14 protein-coding genes are annotated in these 13738 nt (G+C 68.8%); 7 read left to right on the top strand and 7 right to left on the bottom strand.

The features are described 5' to 3' along the window. Nucleotides 1-32: 32 nt before the first annotated feature. A complete protein-coding gene (locus HF024_RS06865; RefSeq protein ID WP_168689074.1) occupies nt 33-1460 on the top strand; it encodes an RNB domain-containing ribonuclease in 1428 nt (475 codons plus the stop codon). Nucleotides 1461-1489: 29 nt separating this feature from the next. Here HF024_RS06865 and ispG read toward each other — a convergent pair whose 3' ends face one another. From ispG to HF024_RS06840, 5 genes are all read right to left on the bottom strand, one after another. Then, the gene (gene ispG / locus HF024_RS06860; RefSeq protein WP_179150775.1) at nt 1490-2644 is read right to left on the bottom strand and encodes a flavodoxin-dependent (E)-4-hydroxy-3-methylbut-2-enyl-diphosphate synthase; all 1155 of its coding nucleotides are present in this window, start codon (nt 2642-2644) and stop codon (nt 1490-1492) included. A gap of 55 nt (nt 2645-2699) precedes the next feature. Then, on the bottom strand, nt 2700-4031 hold the full coding sequence (locus tag HF024_RS06855) for a site-2 protease family protein (protein ID WP_210724040.1): 1332 nt from the start codon (nt 4029-4031) through the stop codon (nt 2700-2702). A gap of 58 nt (nt 4032-4089) precedes the next feature. Continuing rightward, a complete protein-coding gene (locus HF024_RS06850; protein WP_210724074.1) occupies nt 4090-5172 on the bottom strand; it encodes a 1-deoxy-D-xylulose-5-phosphate reductoisomerase in 1083 nt (360 codons plus the stop codon). A 112-nt stretch (nt 5173-5284) separates the two neighbouring features. After that, nucleotides 5285-5869: a hypothetical protein gene (locus HF024_RS06845; RefSeq protein WP_168689072.1), complete on the bottom strand. Its 585-nt coding sequence runs from the start codon at nt 5867-5869 to the stop codon at nt 5285-5287. Nucleotides 5870-5934: 65 nt separating this feature from the next. Next, nucleotides 5935-6897 carry an FKBP-type peptidyl-prolyl cis-trans isomerase gene (locus HF024_RS06840; protein WP_247597342.1) on the bottom strand — a complete coding sequence of 321 codons (963 nt, stop codon included), beginning with the start codon at nt 6895-6897 and terminating at the stop codon, nt 5935-5937. Nucleotides 6898-6980: 83 nt separating this feature from the next. On the opposite strand from HF024_RS06840, the gene HF024_RS06835 reads away from it, so the two are divergent. Genes HF024_RS06835 through HF024_RS06825 form a run of 3 tightly spaced genes read left to right on the top strand, consistent with a single transcriptional unit; the run spans nt 6981 to nt 10010 of the window. After that, entirely contained in the window at nt 6981-8327 is a 1347-nt protein-coding gene (locus HF024_RS06835; RefSeq protein ID WP_085369343.1) for an aminotransferase class III-fold pyridoxal phosphate-dependent enzyme, read from the top strand. Nucleotides 8328-8334: 7 nt separating this feature from the next. Continuing rightward, on the top strand, nt 8335-9201 hold the full coding sequence (locus HF024_RS06830; RefSeq protein WP_168689071.1) for a hypothetical protein: 867 nt from the start codon (nt 8335-8337) through the stop codon (nt 9199-9201). Between the two features lie 50 nt (nt 9202-9251). Next, nucleotides 9252-10010, top strand: coding sequence for a lysophospholipid acyltransferase family protein (locus tag HF024_RS06825; protein ID WP_168689070.1), 759 nt, complete (start codon nt 9252-9254; stop codon nt 10008-10010). Here HF024_RS06825 and HF024_RS06820 read toward each other — a convergent pair. Continuing rightward, complete coding sequence (locus HF024_RS06820) at nt 9979-10503, bottom strand: CGNR zinc finger domain-containing protein (RefSeq protein ID WP_168689069.1); 525 nt, start codon at nt 10501-10503, stop codon at nt 9979-9981. The two genes, HF024_RS06825 and HF024_RS06820, sit on opposite strands and share 32 nt — an antisense overlap. A 67-nt stretch (nt 10504-10570) precedes the next feature. Between HF024_RS06820 and HF024_RS06815 the strand changes: the two genes are divergently transcribed. Further along, nucleotides 10571-10789, top strand: a complete 219-nt coding sequence (locus HF024_RS06815) for a hypothetical protein (protein ID WP_168689068.1) — start codon at nt 10571-10573, stop codon at nt 10787-10789. Nucleotides 10790-10855: 66 nt separating this feature from the next. On the opposite strand, the gene HF024_RS06810 is transcribed toward HF024_RS06815, so the two are convergent. Further along, the gene (locus HF024_RS06810) at nt 10856-11329 is read right to left on the bottom strand and encodes an OsmC family protein (RefSeq protein WP_168689067.1); all 474 of its coding nucleotides are present in this window, start codon (nt 11327-11329) and stop codon (nt 10856-10858) included. Between the two features lie 37 nt (nt 11330-11366). On the opposite strand from HF024_RS06810, the gene gabT reads away from it, so the two are divergent. Together gabT and HF024_RS06800 are read left to right on the top strand one after the other, a co-directional pair. Beyond that, nucleotides 11367-12728 carry a 4-aminobutyrate--2-oxoglutarate transaminase gene (gabT, locus tag HF024_RS06805; RefSeq protein ID WP_168689066.1) on the top strand — a complete coding sequence of 454 codons (1362 nt, stop codon included), beginning with the start codon at nt 11367-11369 and terminating at the stop codon, nt 12726-12728. After that, complete coding sequence (locus tag HF024_RS06800; RefSeq protein ID WP_168689065.1) at nt 12725-13720, top strand: asparaginase; 996 nt, start codon at nt 12725-12727, stop codon at nt 13718-13720. Before gabT ends, HF024_RS06800 begins: the two co-directional genes overlap by 4 nt. Nucleotides 13721-13738 lie beyond the last annotated feature (18 nt).

The raw sequence follows: 13738 nt of genomic DNA, 5'->3' as shown, positions 1-13738 counted from the left end.
GCGGTGTCGCACCGCCGGAATAGGCTGACCGCATGCCCGACCGCAGAACGCACGTCACCGCCTCAGCAGCCCAGAGCGAGCTCGCGGAGGCATTGGCTGCGCTGCGCACCTCGCTCGACCTCCCCGACGGCTTCCCGGCCGCCGTCGAGGACGAAGCGGCGGCCGCGGCGGGCAGCTTGCGACTCCCCTCCCGGGATCTGACGGCGGTCGAGTTCCTCACCATCGACCCGGAGGGCTCGACCGACCTCGACCAGGCCGTGCACATCGAGCGCACGACGGACGGCTATCTGGTCAGCTACGCCATCGCCGACGTTCCGGCACTTGTGCATCCCGGAGGGGCGGTCGACGGCGAGGCGCGCAAGCGCGGGCAGACGATCTACGCGGCGGACGGCCGCATCCCGCTGCACCCGTCGGCCATCGGCGAGCACGCCGGTTCGCTGCTCGCCGGCGAGGACCGCAGCGCGTACGTCTGGGAGCTGGCCCTGGATGCCGACGGCCGCCAGGTCTCCGTATCCGTCGCGCGCGCCGCCATCCGGTCGCGCCGCCAGTGGTCGTATCCGGAGGCGCAGGCCGCGATCGACGACGGCTCAGGGCCGGAGACGCTGCAGCTGCTCAAGGAGGTGGGCCAGCTGCGCATCCAGTGCGAGCGGGAGCGCGGAGGCGCCAGCCTGAACGCGCCGGACGAGGAGATCGTGTTCCGCGACGGCGCGTACACGCTCGAGCGCCGGGCTCCCCTGCCGGTCGAGGAGTGGAACGCCCAGATCTCGCTGCTCACCGGGATGGCCGCAGCCGGACTGATGCTGGATGCGCGGGTCGGCATCCTGCGAACGATGCCGCCTCCCTCGGACGACGCGATCGCCGGGTTCCGCGCGCAGACGGCAGCACTCGGCCTTCCCTGGCCAGAGGACGTGTCGTACGGCGAGTATCTGCGCACCCTGGACCACGGGGACCCGCGCGCTCTCGCGGTGATGCAGGCGGCCACCGGGCTGTTCCGCGGGGCCGGCTACGTGGTGATGGCGGGCGAGGCGCCCGTTGACCCTCTCCAGTCGGCGGTCGCCGCTCCGTATGCGCACACCACCGCTCCCCTGCGCAGGCTCGTGGACCGATGGGTGCTGGTGATCTGCGAGGCGCTGAGCGCTGGGCGACCGGTGCCGGAATGGGTGACGGACTCGCTCGGCGAACTTCCCGCGATCATGGGGACGTCCTCGCGCGTCGCGGCGCAGCTCGGCGCGGCGAGCGTCGACCGCGTCGAGGCCGCCCTGCTCAGCGACAGGATCGGCGACGAGTTCGACGCGACGGTGCTCGCCATCCGGAACGGCGACATGAACGTGCAGCTGGCCGACCCTGCCGTGGTCGCGTCGATGCCACGCCCGGACTCCGTGCTGCCGGGAACGGTCGTGCGGGTGCGCCTCACGGCCGCGAGCATCCCGGACGGGCGCGTGGCGCTGGTCGTCGCGTAGCTGCGGCAGAGGGTGACGGAGCGTCGCGCCTAGTGCGCGCCCACCGTGACCGTCGGCTCACCGGAGGTCACGTCGGGCATCTCGGCCGCCAGGCGGTTGGCCTCCGCGATCAGGGTCTGCACGATCTCGGCCTCCGGCACGGTCTTGATGACCTCGCCCTTGACGAAGATCTGGCCCTTGCCGTTGCCGGATGCAACACCCAGGTCGGCCTCGCGGGCCTCGCCCGGTCCGTTGACGACGCAGCCCATGACGGCGACACGCAGCGGGACGCTCATGCCCTCGAGGCCGGAGGTGACGTCGTTGGCGAGCTTGTACACATCCACCTGGGCACGTCCGCAGCTCGGGCAGGAGACGATCTCGAGCTTGCGCTCGCGGAGGTTGAGCGACTGCAGGATCTGCAGGCCGACCTTGACCTCCTGCGCGGGAGGAGCGGAGAGCGAGACGCGGATCGTGTCGCCGATGCCCTCGGAGAGCAGGATGCCGAACGCCGTCGCCGACTTGATCGTGCCCTGGAACTCCGGCCCGGCCTCCGTGACACCGAGGTGCAGGGGCCAGTCGCCGCGCTCGGCGAGCTGGCGGTACGCCTTGACCATCACGATCGGGTCGTTGTGCTTGACCGAGATCTTGAAGTCGTGGAAGTCGTGCTCCTCGAACAGGCTCGCCTCCCAGACCGCGCTCTCGACGAGCGCCTCCGGGGTGGCCTTGCCGTACTTCTGCAGCAGGCTGGGTTCGAGCGATCCGGCGTTGACGCCGATGCGGAGCGAGACGCCCGCTGCCTTGGCGGCTGCGGCGATCTTGCCGACCTGGTCGTCGAACTTGCGGATGTTGCCCGGGTTGACGCGCACGGCCGCACATCCGGCGTCGATGGCCGCGTAGACGTAGTTGGGCTGGAAGTGGATGTCCGCGATGACCGGGATCTGGCTCTTCTTCGCGATGATCGGCAGCGCCTCCGCGTCGTCGCGGCTCGGCACGGCCACCCGGACGATGTCGCATCCGGATGCGGTGAGCTCGGCGATCTGCTGCAGGGTCGCGTTGATGTTGGTGGTCGGCGTCGTGGTCATCGACTGGACGCTGATCGGGGCGTCGCCGCCGACGAGGACCTTGCCGACCTTGATCTGACGGGACTTGCGTCGGGGTGCGAGTGTTTCGGGAACCTTCGGCATCCCCAGGTTGATTGCTGCCACGTCCCCAATCCTACGCGGCTGTTTGGGAACCGGCTGGGCGCGGGGTGTGCGGTGCCTAGCCGAACAGGTTGATCGGCTTGACGATGTCCGCGTACATCAGCAGCACGCTCATCCCGCCGAGGACGATCACGACCGCGAAGGTCAGCGGCATCAGCTTGGCCATGTCGACGGGCCCGGGGTCGCGACGCTTGAACAGCTTCGCGAACGTGCGCCGGATGCCCTCCCACGCCGCCCCGGCGATGTGTCCGCCGTCGAGCGGGAGCAACGGGATGAGGTTGAAGACGAACAGGGCGATGTTCAGGGACGCCAGGATCCCGATCATCGAGTACACCTTGTCGATCACCGGTACGCCGTCGAGCGCCGTGAGCTCTCCGGCCGCCCGCCCGATTCCGACCAGGCTCACCGGCCCGTTCGGGTCGCGCTCCCCCGAGCCGAACGCCGCGTTCCAGACGTCGACCATGCGCTGCGGCAGGTGGATGATCACGCCGACGACCGCTCCGGTCTGCGCCCCGACGGCGGGGAGCACCGAGGTGATCGGCTGCGGCACCAGCTTCTGCAGCGACCCGATGCCGGCGAATCCGGCCGTGAGCGTTGCGACCTTGCCGTCCGCGTCCTTGACGACGGCACCGGATGCGTCGGTCTTGGCGACTGTGTTGGTCTTGGGGGTGAGGGCCAGAGTCTTCTGCGCCCCATCGCGCGTGACGACGACGGAGAGGGTGCGGTCGGCGGACTCGCGGATGATCTTGGTGGACTGCGCCCAGCTGGTGATCGGCGTGCCGTCGATGCTCACAATGGTGTCGCCCGGCTTGATGCCCGCCGCGGCGGCCGGTGCGGTGGGATCGTCGGCCGCGCAGGTCTGGCGCGCGCTGTTCGACGCGATGACACACTGGCTCACGGTCGCCACCGTCGTCGACTGCTGCGCGGTGCCGAAGCCCATCAGCAGCACGCCGAACAGCACGACGCCGATGAGGAGGTTCATGAACGGTCCGCCGAACATGATGATGATGCGCTTCCACACCGGCAGCTTGTAGAAGGTGCGGTTCTCCTCGCCGACGAGCACGGTCTCTGCGCTCGCCGACCGCGCATCCTGGGCCATCGACTGCATGAACCCGGTGGTGGCGTTGCGGCCGGAGCCGCCCTCCTTGCCAGGGGGGAACATCCCGATCATGGAGATGTAGCCGCCGAGCGGGATGGCCTTCACGCCGTACTCCGTCTCGCCGCGACGGAACGAGAACAGCGTCTTGCCGAAGCCGATCATGTACTGCGTCACCTTGACGCCGAACAGCTTCGCCGGCACGAGGTGGCCGATCTCGTGCAGCGCGATCGACAGTGCGACGCCCGCCAGGATGATGACGACGCCGAGGACGAAGAGCAGCACGGATTCCACGGCTACAGGCTAGCCGCGATCAGCTTGGAACCAGCCGGGGGAAAGCTATGCGGTAAAGCTATGCGGCGGCGATCAACCGGTCGGCGGCATCCCGCGCCCAGCGCTCGGCCTCCGCGAGGCTCTCGCGGGTGAGCTCGCCGGCCGGGCGGTGCGCCTCCACCACCCGTTCGACGGTGTCGACGATGTCGAGGTAGCCGATGGCCCCGGCGTGGAAGGCGGCGACGGCCTGCTCGTTCGCGGCGTTGAACACGGCCGGGTACGTCTCCCCCGCCTCTCCGACGCGTTTCGCCAGCGCGACGGCGGGGAACGCCTCGGCGTCGAGCGGCTCGAAGGTCCAGCTGTGCGCGGCGGTCCAGTCGAGGGGGACGCCGACGCCCGGCACCCGGTTCGGCCAGTCGAGGCCGAGCGAGATCGGGAGCCGCATGTCCGGAGAAGAAGCCTGCGCGATGGTCGAGCCGTCCACGAACTCCACCATCGAGTGGATGACGGACTGCGGGTGCACCGTCACCTCGATCCTGTCGTACGGCACATCGAACAGCAGGTGCGCCTCGATCACTTCGAGCCCCTTGTTGACCAGGGTCGACGAGTTCGTGGTGACGACGAGTCCCATGTCCCAGGTGGGGTGCGCGAGCGCCTCCCCGGGGGTGACGTCCGCGAGGGATGCGCGGCTTCTGCCCCGGAACGGCCCACCGGATGCGGTCAGCACCAGCCGCCGCACCTCGCTGTGCGTGCCGGAACGCAGCGCCTGCGCGATGGCGGAGTGCTCGGAGTCGACGGGGACGATCTGCCCAGGGGCGGCCGCCGCCTTCACGAGCGCTCCGCCCACGATCAGCGACTCCTTGTTGGCGAGTGCCAGGCTCGCGCCCGTCTCCAGCGCGGCGAGCGTCGGGCCCAGGCCGACGGAGCCGGTGATCCCGTTGAGCACGACATCGGCCTCGACGCCGCGCACCAGCCGCTCGGAGTCGTCGGCCCCGAGCGCGGTCTCCCGCACCCCGAACCGCTCGGCCTGCGCGGCGAGCTCGTCCGCGTTGCTGCCGGCGGTGAGCCCGACCACGGTGAAGCGGTCGGGGTTCGCCTGGATGACGTCGAGGGCTTGGGTGCCGATCGAACCGGTGGAACCGAGGATGATGACTCTGCGCACGTTGGACACGAACTCATCGTATGGTGCCGACTACAGCGGTGGTCGAGCCGCCCACAGCTCCGAGCGCCGCCAGGACTCCCCGACGGCGCTCGAATCGAGTCGGGCGGCCCGGTCAGGACCGCGTAACCGCCTTCGCCGTCTGCTGCTGGGCGAAGTAGATCATCAACGTTCGCTTGACCGAGTGCGTGGTGCCGGTCGCCGTCTTGATGCTGCTATCGCGATCCCCTGCTGCAAACGATACGACTCCGGGGATGCTCATCGTCATGGTCCCCGTTCCGGTGTATCCGCGGGGTACACCGTCAGCGGTCTTCATGCACGTGCTCGTGAGCGAACATCCCGGCCCCAGGATCGAGATCGCGCGCGAAGTCCGAGCATCCGGTTCGGTGTGCACCGCCGCGAGCTCTTCACCAGTTTCACCATCCACGAGAACGGCTGTTCCTAGGCCGAGAGCCTTCAGCCGCTGTATCTCATCCTTCGTCTGGGTACCGGACAGGCGGTGGAGTTCAGCGTTCGTGGCACGCTCGCTCACGTCGAGCACCGCGACGCCCGAGGACGCCTCGATGGTGTTCGGCGCGCTTTCGCTCGCGTTTGCCGCAGTAGGGACGCAGAGCATCGCGGCGGCAAGCGTGACAAAGAAGATCGATCTTCTATTCACCAGTTCATTCCGTTCTTCGTTGAACAACGTGTCGTTGTTCAAATAAACGTAACGAACTTCAGACCTCTAGTGTCTCTTATTTTTATATTTTATGGTCACGCGAAGCGCTAGCTCACGGCCTTCAGGATGTCGACCACGAACACCATCGTGTCCGTGCCCTTGATGTCGCCGTTGCCCTTGCTTCCGTAGCCGTCGGCGGGCGGGATGATCGCGATGATCTGCGAGCCGACCTTCTGGCCGACGAGAGCCTTGGTGAATCCGGGGACGAACTGGGAGGCGACGCCGGAGTATGCCTGCCCCTTCGCCCATGTGGAGTCGAAGACCTGGCCATTGCGCCAGAGCAGGCCGGAGTACTGGATGGTGACCGTGTCGGTGGCCTTCACCTCTGCGCCGTCGCCCTGCTTGAGGACGCCGATCTTCGTCTCGGTGGGCGGGTCGGTCTTCGGGATAGTGACCGTCGGCGCGCCATCCTTCGCGAGCTTCACCGTCGGGAAGCCCTCAGGCGGAGTGACGGACTTGCCGGTGGCCCTGGTCGGCTCTTTCTCAACGAGGTCGGCGACGAAGACGACAGGGTCGCTGGCCTTGAGCTTGAGCGACGAGACGTCCGCATCGCCGAAGGCCTCCTTGGTGGTGGAGGTGAGCACGACGCGCGACTTGAGCGGCAGGCACTCGACGGCGCGGACGAGCCCAGGGACGAACGCCTTGTCGTCCACCTTGATCGACTGCGCCGGCTGGCCGTCGAAACCGGCGGCGGGGGTCAGCTCCTTGCCGGTGGTGCCGTTGTATGCGACCAGCGCGATGCCGATGCTGTCTCCGCCCTTGACCACTGCTCCGTTGCCCTTGATCACGACGGTGCGCTCGATGTCCGTGGTCTTCAGCGGCGTCGGGATGGTGACCTTCGGCGTCGCACCGAACTTCCCATCCACGGTGATCGACTTCGACGCGTCACCCGGCTGGATGTTCAGGCACCCGTTCGCATCCGGTGTCGGACTACTCGGCGCCCCCGAGCTGCAGGCGGCGAGCCCGGCCACGACGAGGGCGGCGGTGACGATCGAGAGAGTTTTGCGCACAGTGATACTTTCCGGAATGCGGGCAGGAGTACCCAGTCTGCCGCATCCTCCTTTGCCCAACCTGACAGCGAGCGCCGCATACGATGGAACACATGACTCGCGAATTCTCGGTCCCGCAGACCCGCAACCTCGTCACCGCTCTTCCCGGCCCTCGCTCCATCGAGCTGCAGGAGCGCAGGGTCGCGTCGGTCAGCCGCGGGGCGGGCACCCTCGCGAACATCTACATGGAGTCCGGCTCCGGCGCGATCCTGGTCGACGTCGACGGCAACAGGCTGATCGACCTCGGCTGCGGCATCGGCGTCACGACCATCGGTCACGCGCATCCCGAGGTCGCCGCCGCCGCGTTCGAGCAGGCGTCGAAACTCACGCACACCCTGTTCACGGTCACGCCGTACGAGAACTACGTGCGCGTCGCCGAGAAGCTGGCCGAGATCACCCCCGGCGACTTCGAGAAGCACAGCATCCTGGTCAACTCGGGTGCGGAGGCCGTCGAGAACGCGGTGAAGATCGCCCGCAAGTTCACCGGCCGCCGCGCCATCGCCACGCTCGATCACGCCTTCCACGGCCGCACCAACCTGACGATGGCGATGACGTACCGCCCCTGGCCGGAGCGCGCGGGCATGGGCCCGTTCCCCGGCGAGATCTACAGCGTGCCGATCAGCTACCCGTTCCGCGACCCGGAGGGGATGACGGGCGAGGAGGCGGCAGAGCGCACCATCGACTACATCAACACCCACATCGGAGCCACCGAGCTGGCGGCGCTGTTCGTCGAGCCGATCCAGGGCGACGGCGGCATCATCATCCCGGCCCCCGGATACTTCAAGCGGCTGTCCGAGTTCTGCACGGAGAACGGCATCGTCTTCGTCGCCGACGAGATCCAGGCGGGTATCGGCCGAACGGGCACGTGGTACTCGATCGAGCACCACGGCGTCGTCCCCGACCTCGTCACGAGCGCCAAGGGCATCGCGGGCGGCTTCCCGCTCGCGGCGGTCACCGGCCGCGCCGAGATCATGGATGCTGTGCAGCCGGGCGGCATCGGAGGAACGTTCGGCGGCAACCCGGTCTCCACCGCGGCAGCGCTCGCCGTCTTCGATGTCTTCGAGAAAGAGGACCTGCTCGCCGAGGCGCAGCGGGTCGAGAAGGCGCTCTGGGCGCGCATCGGCGACTGGGCGGACCGCTTCGCCGTGGTCGGCGAGGTGCGCGGCAAGGGCGCGATGTTCGGCGTCGAGCTGGTCATCCCAGGCACGAAGACCCCGAACCCGGATGCGCTGAAGGCGATCCTCGCGCACGCGACCGCGAACGGCGTCATCCCGCTCGACGCCGGAAGCTGGGACAGCGTGTTGCGCCTGCTGCCGTCGGTCGTCATCAGCGAGGAGCTGATCGACGACGCGGCGTCCGTGATCGAAGAAGCCCTCGCCACCTTCGGCTGAGCCTGACGTGGGATTCCTTCGCCGACGGTGGCGCGCACTCTCCGGGGTGGCCGCCCTGGCCGCCGTCTTCACCCTGGTGCCCGCCGTCGGCGTGTTCGCCGAGCAGAAGGCGTCGTTCGATCCCGGCGACATCATCAGCGACGACAGTTTCTTCAACCCGAACTCGATGACGCAGGCCGACATCCAGAAGTTCCTGGCCGCTCGCCCGTGCAAACCCAAGGACGGCGTGCCCTGCCTGTCGCGCTACCGCGTCGACACCCCGGATGTCGCGGCCTCCCCCGAGCGCTGCACGGCGCTCCGCGGCCAGCGCAACGAGCGGGCGAGCAACGTCATCGCGCGGGTCGCCGCCGCGTGCACGATCAGCCCGCGGGTGCTGCTCGTGCTGCTGCAGAAGGAGCAGTCGCTGCTCACCGCGCCGAGCGCATCCGGATACCAGAAGGCAACGGGATACGCGTGCCCGGACACCGCGGAGTGCGACGCGAAGTTCTTCGGGTTCTTCAACCAGGTGTACCGGGCGGCGTGGCAGTTCCGGGAGTACACCGTGCATCCCGGTGACTGGCGATACCGGATCGGCAAGAACAGCATCCAGTACCACCCGGACGCCACCTGCGGCACGAGCACGGTGACCATCGCCAACCAGGCGACGGCCAACCTCTACAACTACACGCCGTACCAGCCGAACGCCGAGACGCTGGCGAAGCCGACGGGACCGGCCGGCGCGTGCTCCACGTTCGGCAACCTCAACTTCTCCCGGCTGTACAACGCCTGGTTCGGCTCGCCCCTCGCTGTGCGGTTCGCCGGGTTCGTCCCGGCCTGCCTGATCTACACCGGCGGGTTCGGCTGCGAACCGGTCCGGCCGTTCGACGGCGGGTGAGGCCGCACGCATTCCGTTCCCGGAATACACCCGAGACTACGCTCGTATCCGTGACACAGACCGCACCCGACGATGGGACGACCGAGGTGAAGAAGCCCGGTTTCGTCTACCTGCTCGGGCGCTCGGTCATCGGGCCCGTCGCCCGGCTGCTCTACCGGCCGACGATCATCGGCCGCAAGAACGTGCCGCGCACCGGCAAGATCATCCTGGCGAGCAACCACCTGTCGTTCATCGACAGCATCGTCATCCCGCTGATGGCTCCGCGGCGCGTGCAGTTCCTCGCCAAGTCGCACTACTTCGAGGGCACCGGTTTCAAGGGCTGGGTGTCCCGCACGTTCTTCACGGCGATCGGAGCCGTCGGCGTCGAGCGCGGCGCAGGGCAGGCCGCTCAGGATGCGCTGGACCAGTCCAAGCGGATCATCGACACCGGAGCGGCGTTCGCGCTGTACCCGGAGGGCACGCGCTCGCTCGACGGACGTCTGTACAAGGGGCGGACGGGCGTCGCCTGGCTCGCCCTCACCACGGGCGCACTGGTCGTGCCGGTGGGCCTGATCGGCACGAACGAGTTGCAGCCGGTGGGCTCGAAGGTGCCGCGCATCCGGAAGTTCACGGTGAAGTTCGGCGAGCCGATCGACGTGAGCACGTACGGGTCGGCGGAGTCTGGTCGCGCTCGCCGTCAGGCGACGGACGAGATCATGGCGGCCATCCACGGGCTCACGGGGCAGGAGCTGGCCGAGCGGTACAACGAGGCTCCCCCGGCCAACGCGGTCGAGCGCGTCAAGCGGGCGTTCCACCCCGAGCGTCGGTAGCGTCAGCGGCGTCGGTGTCGGCTTCCGCATCCGTCGCCTTCGAGCGGTAGGTGCGCGCCTTCTGCCTGTTGCCGCAGACGCCCATGCTGCACCAGGTGCGTGATCCGTTGCGCGACTTGTCGTAGAACGCCCAGCGGCAGTCGTCCGCCCCGCACAGCTTCACGCGTTCGAGCCTGCCCTGGATGCTCAGGATGACCGAGCTCGCGACCGCCGCCTGCGCCGCGGTGCGGGCGGTGAGGCCGACGGCGCGCTCCCCGCAGGTGGTCTGCAGCTCGACCGACGGGAGGGCTGCTGCGTCTCCGTCGATCACGGAGCGCAGCGCATCCCGCACCCGCCTGGCCTCCTCCATGTCGCCCGGCTCGACGCCGCGCGCCTCCGCCCAGGCGGCGAATCCGGCGACGTCGTCGATCGCGTCGACGCCGTCTTCGACGTCGTAGGTGTTGAGGAAGTCGACCAGGAGGTCGGCACCGAGCTCGACTGCATTCGTACGCATGTAACCATTGTAACTCGATAACCGGTTACTGTATGCTCTAACCACCAAAACAAGTTAGGTGGTTATCATGCATCCGCTCACACTGTGGCTGACGTCGATCGCCGAACTCGGCGAGCGCGAACGAGAACAGGCACTGCTCCGCACCCGCCGCGACTCCGGCACCGAGCAGCCTCCACCGCTCACCCGCGACGGCCGCTGGGCGGCCGCCATCCACCGCTGGGCAGAGGAGGAGCGCGCGTCCGCCCCCACCCCGAGCCCGGCCTCCGTCCGCACCCGCCACGCATAGCAATCGAGTCCGACGTTGTTCACGCCCGCAACCGGCGCGTCGCGTGAATAACTTCGGACTCGATTTTCAGGCGAGGGTGAGGAGTTCGGGGGCGTGGGCGACGGGGAAGTTCACCGACGCCGCGATGAAGCACTTGGCCGCGGCAGGGGCGTGCAGGGAGGCGGCCAGCTCGGCCTGAGCAGGGTCGGCGATCGTGACGCGGGGGCGCAGGGTGGCGCTGGTGAAGTGGCCTCCCCCGTTGCCGGTCTGCTCCATCACTCCGGTCGCTGCATCCGTGTATCCCACCACGACGACCCCGGCCAGTGCCGCCTCGGCAAGATAGCTGAGCATGTGGCACTGGCTGAGCGCCGCGAGCAGCAGTTCCTCGGGGTTCCAGCGGTCGCGGTCGCCGAAGAACGTGCGGTCGGCCGAGCCCTCGATGGGGTGCTTCCCCTCGGCCGTGACGACGTGCTCCCGCCCGTAGTCCTTGTAGCCGCTCGTCCCGGTTCCGCGGTTGCCGGTCCATTCGATGTCGATCGCGTAGCTGTGCTCGAGCCTCATGGTCCGATTCTGCCACCGGAGCTAAACTCGTCTCATCATGACCGACACTCTGAGCACCAGCGCGCCCGTTTACAGCGTTGCGCAAGAACGCCGAATCGTCACGGCCGTACCCGGCCCGAAGTCCCAGGAGCTGCACCAGCGACGCCTGGCAGTGGTTCCCACCGGCGTCTCGTCCACCCTTCCCGTCTACATCGCCAAGGCGAACGGCGCCATCCTGGTCGACGTCGACGGCAACCAGTTCGTCGACTTCGGCGCCGGCATCGGCGTGACGACGGTCGGCCACACCGAGACGGCCGTCGTGGATGCTGCTGCCGCTCAGCTGCAGGACGTCATCCACACGCTCTTCACCATCACGCCGTACGAGGAGTACGTGCGCGTCGCCGAGCTGCTCGCCGCGCACACGCCGGGCGACCACGCCAAGAAGACGGTGCTCGTCAACTCGGGCGCCGAGGCCGTGGAGAACGGTGTCAAGATCGCCCGCAAGCACACCGGCCGCCGTGCCGTCGCTGTGCTCGACCACGCGTACCACGGGCGCACCAACCTCACGATGGCGATGAACTTCAAGGCGATGCCGTATGCGACCGGCTTCGGCCCGTTCGCCGGCGACGTCTACCACGCCCCCAGCTCGTACCCGTATCACGACGGTCTCAGCGGTGCGGAGGCGGCAGCGCGCACCATCGCATACCTCGAGAAGGTCGTCGGCGCATCCGACCTCGCCTGCCTCGTCGTCGAGCCCATCCAGGGCGAGGGTGGCTTCATGGTGCCCGCGGACGGCTACCTGCCCGCCCTGCAGGAGTGGTGCACGGCCAACGGCGTCGTGTTCATCGCCGACGAGATCCAGAGCGGCATGGCGCGCACGGGTGCGTACTACGCCAGCGAGCACTTCGGTCTCGTGCCCGACCTGGTGCTGAGCGCCAAGGGCATCGCCGGCGGTCTCCCCCTCGCGGCGGTCACCGGCCGCGCCGAGATCATGGACTCCGCGCAGCCCGGCGGGCTCGGCGGCACCTTCGGCGGCAACCCGGTCGCCGCCGCGGCCGCCGTCGCGGTGTTCGAGTCGATCGAGAAGAACCACCTGCTCGCCGAGGGCAAGCGCATCGAGAACACCCTCAAGCCGGCGCTGCTCGCCCTGCAGGAGAAGTACGACATCATCGGCGACGTGCGCGGCATCGGCGCGATGCTGGCGATCGAGCTGGTGCAGCCGGGCACGGCCTCCACCAGCAAGGAGCCGAACCCTGAGGCCGTCACCGCCATCGTGGCGTACGCGGCCCAGCATGGGCTGCTCGTCCTGTCGGCAGGAACGTACGGGAACGTCCTGCGCTTCCTGCCCAGCCTGGCCGTCTCCGACGCACTGATCGCCGACGCCGTCCAGGTGCTCGACGACGCCTTCTCCGCCCTGTGAGCCCCGCCGTCTTCACCGGCGAGGAGGCCGTCGAGCTGGCGGTCGTCGAGCGCAGCGGTTTCATCGAGTCCCGGCACGTCGGCTCCGCCATCGTGCTCGGACCGGACGGCAGCGTCGTCCGGTCGCTCGGCGCACCGAGCGCACCCGTCTTCCCCCGGTCGAGCATGAAGCCGTTCCAGGCCATCGCGGTCATGGGCGCCGGGGTCCCGCTGGAGGGCGCCGCGGCCGTGCTCGCCACGGCCAGCCACGGAGGGACGCCCGCCCACCTGTCCGTCGTGCGCGGCCTGCTCGCGCAGGCGCAGCTCACCGAGGACGCCCTGCAGTGCCCGAACGACTGGCCGCTCGACACTGCGGCACGCGACGACGCGATCCGGGCAGGCGACCACAAGCAGCCGCTGTTCATGAACTGCTCGGGCAAGCACGCCGCCATGCTGCTGGCCTGCATGGTCAACGGCTGGCCCACCGAGAGCTACCTCGACCCGCAGCACCCCATGCAGCAGCAGGTGCGGGATGTGGTCGAGCGGCTGACAGGGGACAAGGTCGTCGCGACCGGCATCGACGGCTGCGGAGCCCCGGTGTTCGCGATGGCCCTCAGCACCCTCGCCCGCGGCATCCAGCGCATCGCCACCGCATCGGAGGGCTCCCCGTTCGCGCTCTACCGCAACGCGGCGACGCTCAAGAACGCGGTGCTGGCGAACGGCTGGGCGATCGACGGCCCCGGACGCGCCAACACCCTGGTGATCGACGAGCTCGGCGTCTTCGCCAAGCTCGGCGCAGAGGGCGTGATGGTGATGGCCGCCCCCGACGGCACCACCGTCGCGCTCAAGATCCTCGACGGCAGCCTGCGCGCGGCGAGCATCGTCGCCCTGTCGCTGCTGGCGGATGCCGGGGCGATCGAGCGCCAGGCGGTCGACGCCATCGCTCCGAGACTCGACCTCGCGGTGTACGGCCGCGGCGAGCAGGTCGGGGAGATCCGCGCGTCGTACGTGTGACGCACGCCCCGTGACGTA

It is taken from the genome of Leifsonia sp. PS1209, from assembly GCF_012317045.1.
Lineage (GTDB): Bacteria > Actinomycetota > Actinomycetes > Actinomycetales > Microbacteriaceae > Leifsonia.
Note: the sequence above shows the minus strand (reverse complement) of the source record. Positions and strands in the feature narration are given on the sequence as shown.

Excerpts from the sequence above, each read along its gene's own strand:
- HF024_RS06865 (WP_168689074.1), top strand. The coding sequence starts at position 33 with ATGCCCGACCGCAGAACGCACGTCACCGCCTCAGCAGCCCAGAGCGAG.
- HF024_RS06835 (WP_085369343.1), top strand. The coding sequence starts at position 6,981 with ATGGAACACATGACTCGCGAATTCTCGGTCCCGCAGACCCGCAACCTC.
- HF024_RS06820 (WP_168689069.1), bottom strand. The coding sequence starts at position 10,503 with ATGCGTACGAATGCAGTCGAGCTCGGTGCCGACCTCCTGGTCGACTTC.
- HF024_RS06815 (WP_168689068.1), top strand. The coding sequence starts at position 10,571 with ATGCATCCGCTCACACTGTGGCTGACGTCGATCGCCGAACTCGGCGAG.
- HF024_RS06810 (WP_168689067.1), bottom strand. The coding sequence starts at position 11,329 with ATGAGGCTCGAGCACAGCTACGCGATCGACATCGAATGGACCGGCAAC.
- gabT (WP_168689066.1), top strand. The coding sequence starts at position 11,367 with ATGACCGACACTCTGAGCACCAGCGCGCCCGTTTACAGCGTTGCGCAA.